Genomic DNA, 15,861 nt, shown 5'->3' on the forward strand with positions numbered 1-15,861 from the left:
TCCCACACTCATACGCCGACAACTTCGCCCGATTGAACCGCCGCGGCCCCACCACCAACCCAATCCCCACCGACACCACCGCAAACACCGCAGCAATCACCCCAAGCACCAAAATGGGAAAATAGACATTCATCGTCGTTTGCCGTCCATGGCGTTGGCTCCCTTGGCGTGGGCTATGTCGCTTTTGGCTAGGTGTGTGAGCTACACCACAGCCTAGCGATCTTGGTGGGGAGGTTGTTGCATTTCGATAGGATCAATCCAACGGCGCGCTGTCGAAGATGCGGCAGTGAACCTATATGGGACACAGCGCAATTGGCGCTGCTCCTGGAATGTCTCCGTGATCTCCCGGTTACCTGGTGGTCATGAAAGCGGTCAAGGCCGCAGCAATTCCGCCACTGCCTCGCCCAGGCGAATGGGATCGATGGGGTGCGGCACGGCCGCCTCGGCGCGTGACCAGTGCGCCAACCAGGCGTCATCGGGGCGGCCGGTGAGCACCAGTATCGGCGGGCAATGGTCGAGTTCGTCTTTCAGCTGCTTGGCCAGTCCCATTCCGCCGACCGGGGAGGCTTCGCCGTCCAGGATTGCCAGGTCCACACTGCCGGAGTCCATCTGCTGGATGACGACGGGGGCGGTGGCCACTTCGAGGTAGCTGAGCTCGGGCAGTCCGGGACGAATCCGCTTGCCCAACGCCAGAGTCACCTGTTCGCGGGTGTGAGCGTTGTCGCTGTACACCAGAACGCGGACCGGCGCCGAGTCGTCGCGGCGAGTGTCGGGCACAGCCCGATGCTACCGCCCAGACTCACCCGGCCCGCCCGATTCTTCTCACTTCCGTTCCGGCTGGGCAGTTTTCGCCAACACGGCAAGAAAGTGGCGGGCAGTCGGAGCCATTGCCATTCCGAAGAGACTCCCATCAACTTCCCAGACAGCAGTCAGGGGTCCTCGTACCCGGGGTGTGCCGCCGCCAGCCGGTGTGACACCAATATCCGAAGACTTGCCGTCAACTCGTCGGACCGGTCATCGAAATCGCCGCGGCGGATGGCCACCGACAGTTCGGGCTCGTCGACGTAACCCAAACGGCCCAGCGCAGCAGTGACCTGAGCGGCTTCGGCTGCGCACAGCAACTCCCGCTCGACCATCCGCAGTGCGTTGGCGGCCACCCGCGCGTGGAACCTCACCTGTCCGGTCGTGGCATCCCGGATGTCGCCGTCGAGGAAGTCGGCGACGGCGACGACCAGTTCGGCGGCTGTCGGGCGCCCGTGCAGCTCCATCATCTGTTCCCTCGATCGTGGTCGTCCAAGAGGTCCAGCAGATCCCATTCGGTCTCACACACCCGGCGCCCCACGGTGGCCAGTTCCACCGAGGAGGTTTGCCCGGAAAGATGGCGGTGCGCTTGATGGCAGCAGATGACACCCCACTGCAGGGTCGCCGCAACCAGCCACCACCGGAAGGCGCCGCGGTCGATCACGGTATCCGAGGCGTTTTCGTAGGCGGTCAGGAATTCCTCGATGCGTCCCAGCCCGCCGGCTGCCAATTCCCGGGGTGCGCCGAACCGCCAGGCCCGCACGCAGAACCAGGCGAGGTCTTCATATCTTTGGCCGCTGTGCACCAGTTCCCAGTCCAGCACCGCGGCAAGTCCGGTCCCGCCGTCGACGTCGACGATCAGGTTGCCCATGCGGAAGTCGCCATGCACCAGTGTCGGTGTGAGCAGCGGAAGGTCGGCACGGCGTTGCTCGAGCCAGCGGAACGCCCATTCGAATGTTGCTGTGGTGTAGCCGATTTTGTCCAGGCGTTCGCGCCACAGCAGGACCGGGTCCTGCGGGTGCAGACCTGCCTCGGTGGGGTCGGCCCGGTGGATGGCCGCCAGCGCCGCGGCGCATTGCCGCAACAGCTGAGCTCGGCCGGCGTCGTCGAGACCGCGTTGGATACGGCGCACGATCGTCTCGCCGGCAATCGCATTGCAGATCAGAAAGGGGCTGCCCAGTGCGGCCGGGGAGTCCTCGGCCGCCAGGATCTGCGGCACCGGCGCCCCGGCGATCGCGGCCAGGGCCTGCACCCGGGCTTCGAGCTCCATGCCGGCGTGAACATCATCGGGTGCACCGGCGCGCAGAATCAGCTGCCGATCGGCCGACTCGGTGACGGCGGTGAACGACCAGGTGGTGCGGCTGGCTCCTCCGGTGAGCACCTGCAGGTCGGTGATCGTCACCGCGGTGCCGAGGACGGGCCGTAATACTGCACTGAGCGCTGAGCTCAGCTCGGCGTCGGTCATCGCTTGCCGAACTTCAGCATCCGTTGGGCAACGCGGCGGATCTGGATCTCTTCTGCACCCTCGGTGATCCGGTATCGGCGGTGATGACGGTAGATGTGCTCGAACGGTTCGTGCCGGCTGTAGCCGACCCCGCCGTGGATCTGCATGGCGCGGTCGGCGGCTTCACACACCAGCCGGTTGGCCCGGTAGTTGGCCATCGACACCTTGTCGGAGACCTCCATGTGGTGATCACGATCCAGGTGCCAGGCCGCGTAGTAGACCAGCAGGCGCACCATTTGCGCTTCGGTCTGAAGTTCGGCCAAGGGCCACTGCACCGCCTGATTGACCGACAGCGGCTTACCGAAAACGACACGTTCGCCGGCGTACGCGGCGGCCCGGTCGATGCAGTACTGCGCGGCACCCAGACTGCTGGCGGCTTGGCGGATCCTGTTCTCGTGCAGAAATGTCTGACCGACCTCCAAGCCGTGGTCCACCTCGCCCAGCACGGCGTCGACGGGTACCCGAACATCGGTCAGCGTCACCTCGCCGTGATCGCTGGGCATGTTGAAGGTCCACCAGTAGAACGGCACCTCGAAACCCGGTGCGTCGGTGGGGACCAGGAAAGCGGTGATCCCGACGGCCTGTCCGGCCATCCCGGAGGTGCGAGCGAACACCAGATCGTGAGTGGCACGGTGGACACCGGTGTTCCAGCGTTTGGCGCCGTTGATCACCCAATGATCCCCGTGAAGTTCGGCCCGCGTTTCCAGCCAGGTGGCGTCCGAACCGTGGTCGGGCTCGGTGAGACCGAACGCCATCGATCGGGTACCGGTCAGCAGTGGTTCGATCCAGTCGTGTTTCTGCTGGGCGGTGCCGAACCTCGACATCATGATCACCTGTGGGAAGTTGCCGACGATCGAGGATTCGTCCTGTAAGTCGTTGTGCAGACCGAGACCGAGGTGTGCCAGGTGCTCCCGGATGACGGCCATGTCCAGATTGGTGCCGTTGCGCCCCCCGAACTCGGCGGGCAGGCCGTACCGCAGCCACCCGGCGGCATCGGCGCGGCGGCGCATCTCGTCGAGTAGAGCTTCCCACTCTCGGGTCGGCACACCGCCGTTGTCGAGATCGGTGCGGGCGAACTCACGGCGGCGGTCGAAATACTGCATGTTCTGGCGTTCGAGCGGTGTGATCTCCGCTTCGATGAACGCGTCGAGATCTGCCAGCACGCCCGGCAGATGGTCGGGCAGGGTGAAATCCACGGTGATTCCTCCACGTTCGAGATGAGTCAGTATCCGTACAGCGTCTTCTTCCAGATGGTGGCCAGCGTCCGCACCGCGTCCCGGTCGTTGGTGTGAACCCCGAGTGCGGCGGCATCCGATCTCAGATAGACGGTGGTGAACTGCTCGAACAGCAACGCGATCGCCAGGGCGATGTGATCAGGATCGAGATCGTCGCCGAAGCCCTGCTGTTGGGCATGTACCACCGAACTGCGCACGATGTCCATCCCGAATGAGCGAAAGGCATTCTGGAGTTCGGCGAACCGGGTGTGTCCGGCGGCCAGCTGGGCCACCGCAACCATGATGCCGATGTTCTGCTTGAAGATGCTCCAGTATCCGGTGGCCACGGTGGTGAAGAACTCGTCGTCATCGGCGGAGTCCGGCAGACCGATATCGATGCCGGCCGGGGTGATTCGCTCCTGCAAGACATCGTGCAAGAACTGTTCGGCAAGAGCTGCCAGCAGATCTTCCTTGTCGTCGAAGTACCGGTAGAACACGGCCGACGACTTGCCGGCAGCGGAGGTGATGTCGGCCAGGGTGGTGCCGTGGAAACCCCGCTCGGCGAACAGTTTCCGGGCTGCCTGCGAAATGGCTTCCTTGGTCTGTCTGCCCTTCGGCGACAGCTCGGCCGACATCGCTAGCCGTCCAGCAGCCGGTCCCCGGCCCGCAGCAGCGCACCAGGTAGTTCGTGACCCACCAATCGCTGTGCCACCCCAGCCGCATCGATGGCTGCGGCGAGGTCGATGCCGGTGTGGATATCGCTGTCACGCAACAGATAGACCAGATCTTCGGTGGCGATGTTGCCGCTGGCGCCCGGCGCGAAGGGGCAGCCGCCGAGTCCGCCCAGCGACGCGTCCAGGCGTGTCACCCCTGCGTTCACCGCCGCGTAGGCACTGGCGAGTCCGGCACCGCGGGTGTTGTGGAAGTGCGCGCCCAACGGGAGCTGTCCAACGGCTTCTCCGATGTGCCCGATCAAGGCGTGCACCCGCCGCGGGGTTGCGGTGCCGATGGTGTCGGCGATGGCCAGCCGGTCACAGCCGGCTTCGGTCGCCGCGGTCACGACACCGAGCACCCGGTCTGGTGGCGTGGGCCCGTCGAATGGGCAGTCCCACGCGGTTGCGATGATCACCTCGACGCGGGCTCCGCTGTCATGGGCGATGGCCACGATCTCCGGGATCTGGGCGCTGGCCTCGGCGGTACTGCGGCCCACATTGGCCCGGCTGTGCCCGTCGGCGGCCGATACCACGTATTCAATGGTGCGCAGACCGGCGGCGATGGCCCGCTTGGCGCCGTTGGGGCTCGCGACCAGGGCCGAGAAATCCACGGCTGTATCAAAATCCGACAGGGCTGCGGCCAGCTCTGGTGCATCCGCCAGAGCGGGAACTTTGCTGGGGGAGACGAATGCGGTGACCTCCACCTCTCGGACCCCGGTGGCGACGATGGCTTCGAGTAATTCGATCTTGGCGGCCAACGAGATCGGTGCTTCGATCTGCAGACCGTCGCGCAACGCGACCTCGCGGACGGTGACCTGGCTGGGCAACTGGGTCATAACACCCCCTGGTTCCGAAGTGCGCTCAGCTGCTCCGCGGTGCGGCCGAGCAACTCGCCGAAGATCTCGTTGTTGTGCTGGCCCGGACGGCTCGACCCGGAGTGGCGGACCGACCCGGGCGATTCCGAGAGCACCGGCACCACTCCTGGACCGAGGACCGTCCGCTGCACCCGCTCGTCCCAGTGTTCGACCAGCATGCCGCGGGCCCGTAGCTGCGGGTCCTCGACGACTTCGGCCACGGTGTTGATCGGGCCCGCGATGACCCCGGCCGCCGACAGCGTGTCGATGATGTCGTCGGGCGCCCGGGTCGCGGCCCACTGGCCGATGATCGTGTCGAGTTCGTCCTGGTTGCGGCCACGCGCGCCGTGGTCGGCGAATCGGTCATCGGTGGCCAGTTCGGGTTGGCCCATGGCCGCGCACAGCCGGCGGAACACGGTGTCCTGATTGGCGGCGATCACCACCCAACTGCCGTCGGCGGTGCGGTAGATGTTGGAGGGGGCGATGCCTTCCAATCGGGTGCCCGACGGGCCACGGACCACACCGCCGACGTCATAGTCGGGGATGGTGGATTCCTGTACAGCCAAGCATGATTCGGTGAGCGCGGTGTCGACGATCTGTCCTTCGCCGGTGACGGTGCGCCGGTACAGCGCCGCAAGCGCGCCCTGGGCGGCGAACATCCCGGCGAGACTGTCACCCAGCGACAGCGCCAGCCGCGGTGGCGGACCGCCCGGGAATCCGTTCAAATGGCGCAACCCGCTGGCGGCCTCGGCGACCGAGGCGTAGCCGGCGCGGTGGGCGTCGGGCCCGGTCTGGCCGTAGCCGGAGACCCGGACCAGGATGATGCCCCGGTTACGGGCGTGCAGCACGTCGTAGCCGAGGTTCCAGCGTTCCAAGGTGCCGGGGCGGAAGTTCTCCACGATGATGTCGCTGCAGTCGACGAGTTCGAGGAACAGATCGCGTCCCTCGTCGGTACGTAGATCGAGGGTGACGGCTTTCTTGTTGCGGGCATGCACCGTCCAGAAGAAGTGGTGTCCGTCGAGCTCTGCCTGCCCCCAGGTGCGCAGCGGGTCGGGTGCGCCGGGCGGTTCGATCTTGATGACCTCGGCGCCCATATCGCCGAGCAACCGGCCGGCGAAGGGGCCTGAGATCAGCGTGCCGATCTCGAGAACCCGAATGCCTTCTAGCGCGCCACTATTCATTGCGCGATTCGCTCCCTCGCTCGTCCAGACCGAAACCGTGTCGGTGCAACCAACCGGTGCAGATACCGACGGCCTCTCGTAGGGTCTCACGTTGGGTTGGTCCGGAGTAGTAGTGGTTGGCTCCGGCGATTTCGTACATCTCCTTGTCCGGGTGCCCGATCGCCTCGAACAACCGGCGGGTGTGGCTCGGGGTACAGGCATCGTCGGCGAGATTGCCGATCACCAGCACCGGCACGTCGATATCCGGGCCGGCCCTGAGGGCGTCGCCGTTGGCATCGTCGTAGCTCCATTGGGACAGCCAGCTCCGTAGCGTGCAGAACCGGGCCAGGCCCACCGGGCTCATGTTCACCACCTGCGGGTCGCCGAGGTAACAGACCCCGGGTTCGCGCTCGTTGGGGTCGACGGTCGGATCGAGCCAACGCGGATCGGCCATGGTGCCGTGTACGACAAACGCGAACTCGTCGTCGGGGCGGCCGGTGGTCTTCAGCTCGGCGAGTTTGTCCTTGACCCACGCGGTGATGCGCCGGTTGCGGTCGATCTGCGCCTGACGATAGCGAGTCAGGAACTCCTCGGAGTACGGCGGCTGGTTCGGGTTGTCCGGGTTGTAGAGGTCCAACTCCGGGTCACGCCGGGTCGGCTCGGCCTCGTCGAGAACAGATGCGTCCAGCCATTCGGTCAGGGTGCCGTGCCTGCTGATGTGTGCAGCCAGCAACATGATGCCGTCGCAGGCGGTCAGGCCGAGCCTGGTCAGGTCCGGGCCGTCGCCGGCCGGACTGGCGGTCACGGTCGGATTCCGGGCCTGCTGCTGATAGAACACCGACAGTGAGCCGCCGCCGCTCCAGCCGGCCAGCACCACCTTCGAGTACCCGAGCCGGTTCTTGGCATCGTTGACGCACTCGCCTAGGTCCTCGACGACCTTCTCCATCAGCAACGCCGAGTCGGTACCACGGAACCGGCTGTTGCAGTAGATGACGTGGTGGCCGGCCCTGGCCAGCCCGTTGATCAGCGGCAGGTAGGCGCCGCCGCCGATGGGGTGCATGAAGACCAGCACCGTGTCGGAGGGGACCTCGGGTTTGAGTAGGTAACTCTCCAGGACCACCAGCTCAGCCAACCCGCCGTAGACATCGCGGGTCGCCGAAGTATTCTGGTAGGCAACAAGATAGGGGATCCGCTGGTACTGATGTCTGGTCACGTCAGTGCTGTCCCAGATCGTGGGCCAGGACCTCGGGTGACGGCACGAGGCGGCGCCGGGTGTCGATCGCGATCACCTTCCAGTCCACCTCGGTGTACTCCGCGAACTTGCGGCGCGCGCGTTCGCGGGCCTTCTCCGGCGCGCCGTGGTGCACGCCTTGCGGTGCGTGGCTGATCAACCCGGGCGGCATCGCGATGCCGTAGAGCGAACCTCCGTGGAAGAGGGCGATCTCGTCGAAGTCGACATTGCGGTGATACCAGGGGGTGCGTTCGGTGCCGAGCACACCTTCGGCCGGTTTCGGCAGGAAGTTCATCACGTACACGCCGGTGGCCTGCATGAACAGGTGCACGGTCGCGGGCAGGTGCACACTGTCGGACGTGACGACGTTGTAGTCGGCGATGTTGAAGGTGAAGGCGAAGTTGTCGCCGCGCCACCCTTCGACGTCGAGCGGATTGTGTTGGTAGAAAAGCGTGGTGGGTCCGCCCTCGTGGATCAGGCGGACGGAGTACGCTGCCCTGCCGTCGTCCTCCATCGGTACCGGCTCGGGAATCACCACTTGAGCCGGATCGAACGGGAAATGCCGGCCCAGGGGCCCTGGCGGCGGCACCCGGAATTCCTCTGCCGCCTCGATCATCAGCAGAGTCGTCTCGTCCTCCGGTGCCTGACGCCAGGTGCAGGCCTTGGGGATGTAGATCCAGTCGCCTTCTCGATACGGCAGTGGCCCGAATTCGGTCTCCAGCAGGCCGGAGCCGCGATGGACGAAACACAGCAGATCACCGTCGACGTAGCGCACGAAGAACGGCATCTGCGCGGTGCGCCGGGACAAGTGGATTCGACAATCGGCATTGGAGAACAACAACATCGGACTGCCGTCGGCATCGGTGGCGTCGGTGGGTTCGAGCTGGTCGGCCAGTACGTCGACCGGACGCAACGGTCCCACCGACCGGAACGCGGTGGGGTCATGGCGGCGGTACATGTTGGCGGTGCGGCCGGTGAAGCCGCCGCGACCCAGCTCGTCATCCTTGAGTCCGTCGAGGTCGGCGTGCAAGCGCCGGGGGGTGACGCCCTTACGCAAGTGGGTGAACGACTCCATGGCGGCTCCTGTCGATCGTCAATTGAAAGTGACGTTAACTTCACTTCTGGCGCGAAGTCAACAGGTGTCAACAACTGCGTGCGGCAGATCACGTGCAGACAACTGCACGTAGGGAGCATGATCGAGTGTGGCGCGGGACGCCCGCGTAGTGCAACGAGAGGACATCAGCGATGACCCAGTACGACCGCTTCGACGCCCTGGTGGCTCACCAAGACGCCGAAGGTGGTATCGCACTCGGCCACGAAGTGTGCGACCTCTCGGTGTTACCCGAGGGCGAGGTGTTGATCTCCGTCGAGTACTCCAGCGTCAACTACAAAGACGCCCTGGCCGTCACCCCGAAAGCCGGTGTAGCCCGGTCCTATCCGCTGATTCCGGGCATCGACGTGGCCGGCACCGTCGTGGCCAGCGCATCTGCCGAGTTCTCTGTCGGCGACACCGTGATCGCCCACGGGTATGACATCGGCACCGGCCGCCACGGCGGTTACGCGGCGCTGGCTCGAGTGCCTGCCGACTATGTGGTCAAACTCCACAGCATCACCCCGGCGCAGGCCGCCGCGATCGGCACCGCGGGATTCACCGCGGCTATGAGTGTCAATGCCTTGCAGGCGCATTGGGTGGCTCCCGGTGACGGTCCCGTACTCGTCACCGGCGCCACCGGGGGAGTGGGCAGTATCAGCGTCGACCTGTTGGCCGGCCTGGGCTACGAAGTGGTGGCCTCCACCGGCAAGGTCGACGCCCACGATCTGCTCCGAGACCTGGGCGCGGCCGAGGTCATCGACCGGATCCCAGGACCCGAGGAGAAGGTTCGTCCGCTGGGTAAGACGCGGTGGGCAGCGGTCGTGGACTGTGTGGGCGGCGCAACGCTGGCTTATGCACTGAGCACACTCAAATATGGAGGGGTTGCAGCTATTTCGGGGCTGGCGGGTTCTGCCGAACTGCCGGCTACGGTGCATCCCTTCATCCTGCGTGCGGTGACGTTGGCCGGAATCGATTCGGTGCAGCTGGATATCGAAGCACGGCGCGGTATCTGGCAGCAGATCGAGACCCAGCTGTTTCCGCTGCACCTGGATCGGGTCACCAGCGACGTCGCGGTGCTGGATGTTCCTGAGGTGTTGTCGACGATCGTCGGAGGCGGAGTCACCGGACGGACCCGCGTAACAGTGACGGATGGATTCTGATGCCCAGTACCGACCGCTATCCATTGGCCGACTTCACGGTGCACCGGGTGGGATTCGGGGCGATGCAGCTGCCGGGGCCGGGGGTGTTCGGTCCGCCCCGGGACCGCGACCAGGCACTCGCGGTTTTGCGCCGGGCCGTTGAACTGGGTGTCGACCACATCGACACCTCGCAGTACTACGGCCCCGACGTCGCCAACCAATTGATCCGCGAAGCGCTCTATCCGTACCCGGAAAACCTGGCAATCGTCAGCAAGGTGGGCGGTCGCCGTGACGACAAAGGTGCATGGCTGGCAGTGGAGAATCCCGCCGACCTGCGCGCCGATATCGAAGCCAATCTGAGGACCCTCGATATCGAGCAGCTGGCCGCCGTGAATCTGCGGCTGATGGACAGTTCCGGTCCCGACGCGCTGTTCGACGACCAGATGTCGGTGATGACCGCCGCACGCGACGAAGGGCTGATCGGCGGTATCGGACTGTCGAACGTCGATGCGTCCCACCTGGCGCACGCTACGGCGCAGACCGACATCGTGTGCGTCCAGAATCCATACAACCTCGTCGACCGCAGCTCGCAGCTGGTCCTCGACGAGTGCGTCGCCCGCGGTATTGCGTTTGTGCCGTTTTTTCCGCTGGGATCGGCGTTCACGCAAGACAATCCGGTGCTCGGCAATCCTGTCGTGCGCCGCGCCGCCGCCGAGCGCAGCTGCACACCCGCCCAGGTCGCATTGGCCTGGACACTTGGAGTGGCACCCAACGTGCTACTCATTCCCGGTACGTCGTCGCTTGCGCACCTCGAGCAGAATTTGGCAGCAGCCGATATCGACCTCGACGACAGCACCCGGGCTGAACTGGATGTGGCAGCGTAACCCGTTCGGCTACTTGAGCTCTGCGGATGTCATGCCGAGCAGGCGCCGGGCGATCACCAACTGTTGAATCTGCTGGGTGCCCTCGAAGATGTCGAGAATCTTCGAGTCGCGCGCCCATTTCTCCAACAGGGTCTCCTCCGAATAGCCCAGGGTGCCGGCCATTTCGACAGCCTTGAGGGTGATGTCGGTGGCGACACGGGCGGCCTTGGCCTTGCCCATCGAGGCTTCCTTGGAGTTGGGGATCCGGTTGTCGGCCTGCCAGGCAGATCGCACCGTCAGCAGATAGCCCGCTTCCCAGTCGGCCTCCATACGCAAGAACTCCGCTGCCGGAGCGCTCTGCGCGTGGGCCGGCTTGTCGTAGGAGATCTCGATACCGGCGTCAGTCAGGATCTTGCGCAGATCCTCCAGCGCGGCACGAGCCACCCCGACAGCCATGGCCGCGACCATCGGACGGGTGTTGTCGAAGGTCTCCATGACCCCGGCAAACCCCTTCTCCACGTGGATGTCCGGGCTGCCCAGCAGGTTGTCCTTGGGGATGCGGGCGTTGTCGAACCGGATCACCGCGGTGTCGGAGGCCTTGATGCCGAGCTTGTGCTCCAGCCGCTCGACGATGACGCCGGGATGCTCCCGCGGCACGACAAACGACTTGATGGCCGCGCGGCCCAACGACTTGTCCAATGTCGCCCACACCACGATATGAGTGGCCCGGGAACCGGCCGTGACGAAGATCTTCTCACCGTTGATGACGTACTCGTCGCCATCGAGCTTCGCAGTGGTGGACACCGCCGCCGAGTCCGAGCCGAATCCTGGTTCGGTGATGGCCATCGCCGCCCAGACGTCCTTGCCGAGACGCTCCAGCTGCTCCGGGGTGGCCACCGATGAGATGGCCGCATTGCCGAGCCCCTGCCGCGGTACCGACAGCAGCAACGCGACATCACCCCACGAGATCTCGAGGGCATTGAGAAGAGCGGACATGTTGCCGCCGTTGATGTTCGCCTTCTTGCCGTCATCTTCGGCGGCGACAAAAGCGTCGGTACCGGCGAACGAGATGGTCTTGGCCTCCGAGATGCCCTCGAAGAGAGTGGCCAAGGTGTCCAGCTCGACCGGGTATGCATGTTCCATCAGGTCGTATTTGCGCGAGACCGGACGCAGCATCTCAGCGGCGCCCTGATGGCCCTTCTCGATGACGGCCTGCAGCTTCTTCGGCATTTCCAGATTGATTGCCATGGGAGTGTCCTTTGTGTTCAGGCCGTTAGATGACTACGACACCCTCGGCGACACCGATCGCCCGCAAGTCGCGGTACCAGCGCTCCACCGGATGTTCTTTGGTATAGCCGTGGCCGCCGAGCAGCTGCACACCGTCGAGGCCGATTTGCATGGCCTTTTCCGCCCCGAACCTCTTGGCCAGCGCGGCTTCTCGGGCAAATGGCAGACCCTGCTCTGCCCGAGCAGCGCCACGCCAGGCGATCAGTCGCAGCCCGTCGAGTTCGATGGCGATGTTGGCGCACATGAAGGCCACCGACTGGCGGCGGGCAATGGGCTCGCCAAAGGCCTGGCGTTCCTTGACGTAGGGCACCACATAATCGAGGACTGCGTGCGAGGTGCCGACAGCCAGTGCGGCCCAGCCCAATCGGGACAGTGCGATGGCTTCGGAGTAGTCGGCGTCGGAGGCGTCGTCTTCGCCGAGTCGGGCACTCAGCGGGACCAACACCTTGTCGAGTTCGACCTTGCCGAGCGCAGCGGCGCGGATGCCCATGCTCGGATCGGGTGTCACCGTTACGCCCTTGGTTGATGCCTCGACGATGAACAGGGCCGGCTTACCATTCAATTGTGCTGCCACAATGAACAATTCGGCGTCGGCGGCCGCCGGCACCAGCGACTTCACGCCGTCGATGCGATAGCCGCTGGGGGTGCGCACGGCGGTGGTCTTCAGTGCGGTCGGGTCGAACAGCGGCTGCGGTTCGGCGATGGCGAGACAGGCCTGCGGTACGTTTTCGCCGGCGAACTCGTTGAGGTAGGTGGCTTGTTGGTCGGCGCTGCCCCAATGGGTCAATGCCGAGGCGACACCACCCGGTGCCAGGATGGGCAGCGCGAGACCCATGTCTCCGTAGGCCAGTGCCTCGGCGATCAGGGCATTGGTGACGGTGGAGCGGTGTGCGGCGATGCCATCAAAGTCCTCCGGAATGCTGATCGCCGTGACGCCCAGCTCGGCGGCCCTGGTGAGCAGGTCCTTCGGGTAGGTGGCGGCCTCATCGGCATCGCGAGCGGCCGGCCGCAGGATCTCCTCGGCGAACTCGTTGACCGTCTCGACGATCATCTTCTGGTCGTCGTCGGGGGTCAGGTCGAAGTAGTCCGATCCTTTGCGGGCCGCGCCGGTCTCGAGGCGCACCGGCGGCTTGCCCAGGCCCTGGATGCGCTTGAACTGACGAGTGGAGGCGCCGGCAGCCGAGAACGCGGTCTTGACGCCGAGGCGCAGGCCGCGGTTCAGCGGATCCCGCAGGTTGTAGCGGTCCAGGAACTCCTGTCCGACGAGCGGGGTGATCAGCGCCAAGCCGATGTCGGTGGCCGTGCGCTTGTGTTTCTGCAGCCCTACCGCAGATTCCGACCGGGCTGGAAGTGTGTTGGTCATGTCAGCAGCCTCAATGGTTGGGGACCGATGACACCTACCTTACTCCAGAGTAAGGTAGGTTGACCCTGTTAGCTAGTTCACATCTGGTTCAGGCGTGCCAGTACTTGATCATGCAACAAACCGTTGGTGGCCACGGCGCTGCCGCCGCCGGGGCCGGCCTCTCCGCTGAGGTTGGTGAAGCTGCCGCCGGCTTCGCGGATCAGGATGTCCAGCGGCGCCAAATCCCACAGGTTCACCTCTGGTTCGGCGGTGATGTCCACCGCTCCTTCGGCCAGTAGGCAGTAGGACCAGAAGTCGCCGTACGCGCGCACCCGCCAGACGTCGTCGAGCAGATTCAGGAACGGCGCCCGCCGCTCACCCCAGCCCACCAGGTCGGAGTAGGAGAGGCTCGCGGACTCCAGTTCGGTGACTCCGGAAACCGACAGCCGCCGGGTCTCCGATCCGAAGGAGGTGTGGGCGCCGAGCCCGGATGCCGCCCACCATCGTCTGCCCAGTGCGGGCGCGCTCACCACCCCGACGGTGGGTACACCGTCTTCGAGGAGCGCAATGAGGGTGCACCACACCGGAACTCGGCGGACAAAGTTCTTGGTGCCGTCGATCGGATCCAGCACCCACTGCCTGCCGGTCGAGGATGGGGTGCCGCCGAACTCCTCGCCGAACACCAAGTCATCGGGGCGGGCCAGTCGCAGCGCGTCGCGCAGTTCGGTCTCGGCTGAGCGGTCGGCGTCGGTCACCGGGGTGAGATCGGGTTTGGTGTCGATCTTCAAGTCGAGGGCACCGAAGCGGTCCATGGTGACGATGTCGGCGCGGTCGGCGAGTTCGAGTGCCAACGCAAGATCTTTGTCCTGGCTCATGGCAGCAGTCCTACCATGGCGGTGTGTGGGAATTTGCGATGATACTGCTCCTGATCGGCGCGTTGGCCTTGATTGTCGGCCCTCGGTTCATGAAACGAGGGCCGCGGCCGGGCCAGCCGCTTGCCGAGGGCACCCTGTTGGTGACGGGTGTCAGCCCCCGGCCCGAAGGTGTCGACGGTCAGCAATTTGTCACGATCACCGGGGTGATCAACGGCCCCACCGTCAACGAGCATGTCGTCTATCAGCAGATGGCCGTCGAGGTGACCCAGTGGCCGACCATGGGACAACTCTTTCCGGTGATCTACTCGCCGAAGAACCCCGACAAGTGGAACTTTGCGCCGCCCGATGCGCCGCCGCCACCGCCCGAAGCCCCACCGCAGCCGCCGCCGTACGCGCCTCCTGGATCAGGCGGCGCGTAACCGGTTCAGGCCGCATGTAAGTCGTACAATTCGACGCCGATGCGTTGGTCGAGCGTGATGCGGTCCGGTTTTCGCCGGCCGGGCAGGATCGGCCGGGCGGTGCAGTGGTATTCCTGCCCAGTGGGAGTGGTCAGCGTGGTGGTGTGGCGGCCGGTGGGCTCAGTGTCGGCCCGGGCCGTCCAGCCGGCGAGTTCTTTGAGGTAGTTGCACCGCTCACACAATCCCTGCCCGTTGTCCGCGCTGGTCGACCCGCCGCGGCGATGGGGCGTGATGTGGTCGAGGTGGCGGATCGGGGCATCGCAGTACGGGGTCCGGCAGCGTTGATCGCGCAATCGCAGGAACCGCGCCAAGCCCGCCGGGAAGCGGCGGGCTCGAGAGTCCATCGCCACCAGCGCCCCGGTCTCGGGTGTCGCATACAGCCGCCGCAGTGTTGCCCGCGAGCCTGGGTCGGTGACCGCTTTCTCGACCAGCCGGCAGGCGATCTCGGCGGGAATGGGTCCGTACCCGTCCAGGCGGGCGGGATCCTCACCGCCGAGCAGCGTCTCGTCGGAGAGCACCAGATTCACCGCGACCGGTACCGCCTCGGCGGCGCCACGGCCGGTGGTGCGTTCGACAAGGGTGTCGGCCATGACCTGATTGCGGCTACGCCCGTCGACGATGGTGTCGGCCGCCCGCTTCAGTGACGCGTAGACGGACACCCCCTGCGCGACCGGCAGTAGTGCCGTCACGTACGTCATGGTGTCGGGTGCCGGCCGGATCGTGACGCTGCGTTCTGCCGCCGCTTTCGCTGCCCGCTGCGCCACTGCCCGTGGGTCCAGCCGGTAAGCGATCGCTGCGGCATCGGCCGCGATGCGGGCATTACCGCAGCCGTCGAGACCGGACTGATCAGCGCACATCTCGGCATCCAACCGGCGGCGGGCTTCGACGTCCAGGCACGCGGACTCCCGCACGATCAGGGTGGCCCGCCACTCCGACAGCACCCCCGCCTCCAGCGCCGCCAACGTGTGTGGCATCTCCTGCACCAGGGCTCGGGCGAATCCCAGATGTCGGCCACCCTGGTTCGGGGAATCTCGGCGCGCCAACGCGATCTCCGGCCCCACGCCCCGGCCCCGCTTGGCCGCCGCCACGCCAGCGGCCGCCTCCTCGGCCCGCCGCTGCACATCGAAGTCCACCGACAGGCGGGCCTGCTCGGCCGCCGCCGCCGACTTCACCCGCTCCAATTCCGCGATCCGGGCGAGCAGCCTCACCTGACTCCTGTCATCGAACATGTGTTCGACTATGCCACGGGTGTCTGACAAAACTCCGCGGCTCTCGCCGCTCAGCGGGGTGGGAGAGGCTTCGCGGCTCGACCCGCTCGTTCCTCGCG

The 15,861-nt window shown here is 65.7% G+C and carries 16 protein-coding genes and 1 pseudogene; 3 read left to right on the top strand and 14 right to left on the bottom strand.

The features are described 5' to 3' along the window. The 10 genes and pseudogenes from WBB07_RS09095 to WBB07_RS09140 form a co-directional block, all read right to left on the bottom strand. A pseudogene (locus tag WBB07_RS09095) lies at nucleotides 1–133 on the bottom strand (NADH-quinone oxidoreductase subunit A); the annotation flags it as partial. 239 nt (nucleotides 134–372) lie between these two features. After that, nucleotides 373–777, bottom strand: coding sequence for an Rv3143 family two-component system response regulator (locus WBB07_RS09100; RefSeq protein WP_526306820.1), 405 nt, complete (start codon nucleotides 775–777; stop codon nucleotides 373–375). Nucleotides 778–929: 152 nt separating this feature from the next. Then, the gene (locus WBB07_RS09105; protein ID WP_526306822.1) at nucleotides 930–1,271 is read right to left on the bottom strand and encodes a DUF6285 domain-containing protein; all 342 of its coding nucleotides are present in this window, start codon (nucleotides 1,269–1,271) and stop codon (nucleotides 930–932) included. Then, nucleotides 1,268–2,266 (bottom strand): phosphotransferase family protein, encoded by a 999-nt coding sequence (locus tag WBB07_RS09110; protein ID WP_526306824.1) that lies wholly within the window; start codon nucleotides 2,264–2,266, stop codon nucleotides 1,268–1,270. The genes WBB07_RS09105 and WBB07_RS09110 overlap by 4 nt, the downstream gene beginning before the upstream one ends. Further along, complete coding sequence (locus WBB07_RS09115) at nucleotides 2,263–3,501, bottom strand: acyl-CoA dehydrogenase family protein (RefSeq protein WP_526306826.1); 1,239 nt, start codon at nucleotides 3,499–3,501, stop codon at nucleotides 2,263–2,265. The genes WBB07_RS09110 and WBB07_RS09115 overlap by 4 nt, the downstream gene beginning before the upstream one ends. A 26-nt stretch (nucleotides 3,502–3,527) precedes the next feature. Further along, a complete protein-coding gene (locus tag WBB07_RS09120; protein ID WP_526306828.1) occupies nucleotides 3,528–4,154 on the bottom strand; it encodes a TetR/AcrR family transcriptional regulator in 627 nt (208 codons plus the stop codon). Between the two features lie 2 nt (nucleotides 4,155–4,156). Beyond that, the gene (locus WBB07_RS09125) at nucleotides 4,157–5,068 is read right to left on the bottom strand and encodes a hydroxymethylglutaryl-CoA lyase (protein WP_526306830.1); all 912 of its coding nucleotides are present in this window, start codon (nucleotides 5,066–5,068) and stop codon (nucleotides 4,157–4,159) included. Then, nucleotides 5,065–6,267: a CaiB/BaiF CoA transferase family protein gene (locus WBB07_RS09130; protein WP_526306832.1), complete on the bottom strand. Its 1,203-nt coding sequence runs from the start codon at nucleotides 6,265–6,267 to the stop codon at nucleotides 5,065–5,067. Before WBB07_RS09130 ends, WBB07_RS09125 begins: the two co-directional genes overlap by 4 nt. Continuing rightward, nucleotides 6,260–7,459 (bottom strand): alpha/beta hydrolase family protein, encoded by a 1,200-nt coding sequence (locus WBB07_RS09135; RefSeq protein WP_526306834.1) that lies wholly within the window; start codon nucleotides 7,457–7,459, stop codon nucleotides 6,260–6,262. The genes WBB07_RS09130 and WBB07_RS09135 overlap by 8 nt, the downstream gene beginning before the upstream one ends. A 1-nt stretch (nucleotide 7,460) precedes the next feature. Further along, nucleotides 7,461–8,552: a homogentisate 1,2-dioxygenase gene (locus WBB07_RS09140; RefSeq protein ID WP_526306836.1), complete on the bottom strand. Its 1,092-nt coding sequence runs from the start codon at nucleotides 8,550–8,552 to the stop codon at nucleotides 7,461–7,463. A gap of 170 nt (nucleotides 8,553–8,722) precedes the next feature. Between WBB07_RS09140 and WBB07_RS09145 the strand changes: the two genes are divergently transcribed. After that, nucleotides 8,723–9,730, top strand: coding sequence for an MDR family oxidoreductase (locus tag WBB07_RS09145; protein ID WP_526306838.1), 1,008 nt, complete (start codon nucleotides 8,723–8,725; stop codon nucleotides 9,728–9,730). Continuing rightward, nucleotides 9,730–10,593, top strand: a complete 864-nt coding sequence (locus tag WBB07_RS09150) for an aldo/keto reductase (RefSeq protein WP_526306840.1) — start codon at nucleotides 9,730–9,732, stop codon at nucleotides 10,591–10,593. The genes WBB07_RS09145 and WBB07_RS09150 overlap by 1 nt, the downstream gene beginning before the upstream one ends. Nucleotides 10,594–10,602: 9 nt before the next feature. Here the strand turns inward: WBB07_RS09150 and WBB07_RS09155 are convergent, their stop codons facing one another. The 3 genes from WBB07_RS09155 to WBB07_RS09165 all read right to left on the bottom strand — a co-directional run bounded on the left by WBB07_RS09155 (nucleotide 10,603) and on the right by WBB07_RS09165 (nucleotide 14,076). Beyond that, nucleotides 10,603–11,820 carry an acyl-CoA dehydrogenase family protein gene (locus WBB07_RS09155; RefSeq protein ID WP_526306842.1) on the bottom strand — a complete coding sequence of 406 codons (1,218 nt, stop codon included), beginning with the start codon at nucleotides 11,818–11,820 and terminating at the stop codon, nucleotides 10,603–10,605. Nucleotides 11,821–11,845: 25 nt separating this feature from the next. Next, nucleotides 11,846–13,222: an acyl-CoA dehydrogenase family protein gene (locus WBB07_RS09160; RefSeq protein WP_526306844.1), complete on the bottom strand. Its 1,377-nt coding sequence runs from the start codon at nucleotides 13,220–13,222 to the stop codon at nucleotides 11,846–11,848. Between the two features lie 77 nt (nucleotides 13,223–13,299). Further along, nucleotides 13,300–14,076, bottom strand: a complete 777-nt coding sequence (locus tag WBB07_RS09165) for an inositol monophosphatase family protein (RefSeq protein ID WP_526306846.1) — start codon at nucleotides 14,074–14,076, stop codon at nucleotides 13,300–13,302. 23 nt (nucleotides 14,077–14,099) lie between these two features. On the opposite strand from WBB07_RS09165, the gene WBB07_RS09170 reads away from it, so the two are divergent. Then, nucleotides 14,100–14,495: a hypothetical protein gene (locus WBB07_RS09170; RefSeq protein ID WP_526306848.1), complete on the top strand. Its 396-nt coding sequence runs from the start codon at nucleotides 14,100–14,102 to the stop codon at nucleotides 14,493–14,495. Nucleotides 14,496–14,500: 5 nt separating this feature from the next. Here the strand turns inward: WBB07_RS09170 and WBB07_RS09175 are convergent, their stop codons facing one another. Further along, nucleotides 14,501–15,763 (bottom strand): HNH endonuclease signature motif containing protein, encoded by a 1,263-nt coding sequence (locus WBB07_RS09175; protein WP_526306849.1) that lies wholly within the window; start codon nucleotides 15,761–15,763, stop codon nucleotides 14,501–14,503. Nucleotides 15,764–15,861 lie beyond the last annotated feature (98 nt).

The organism is Mycobacterium sp. (genome assembly GCF_049647605.1).
Classification (GTDB): Bacteria; Actinomycetota; Actinomycetes; order Mycobacteriales; family Mycobacteriaceae; genus Mycobacterium.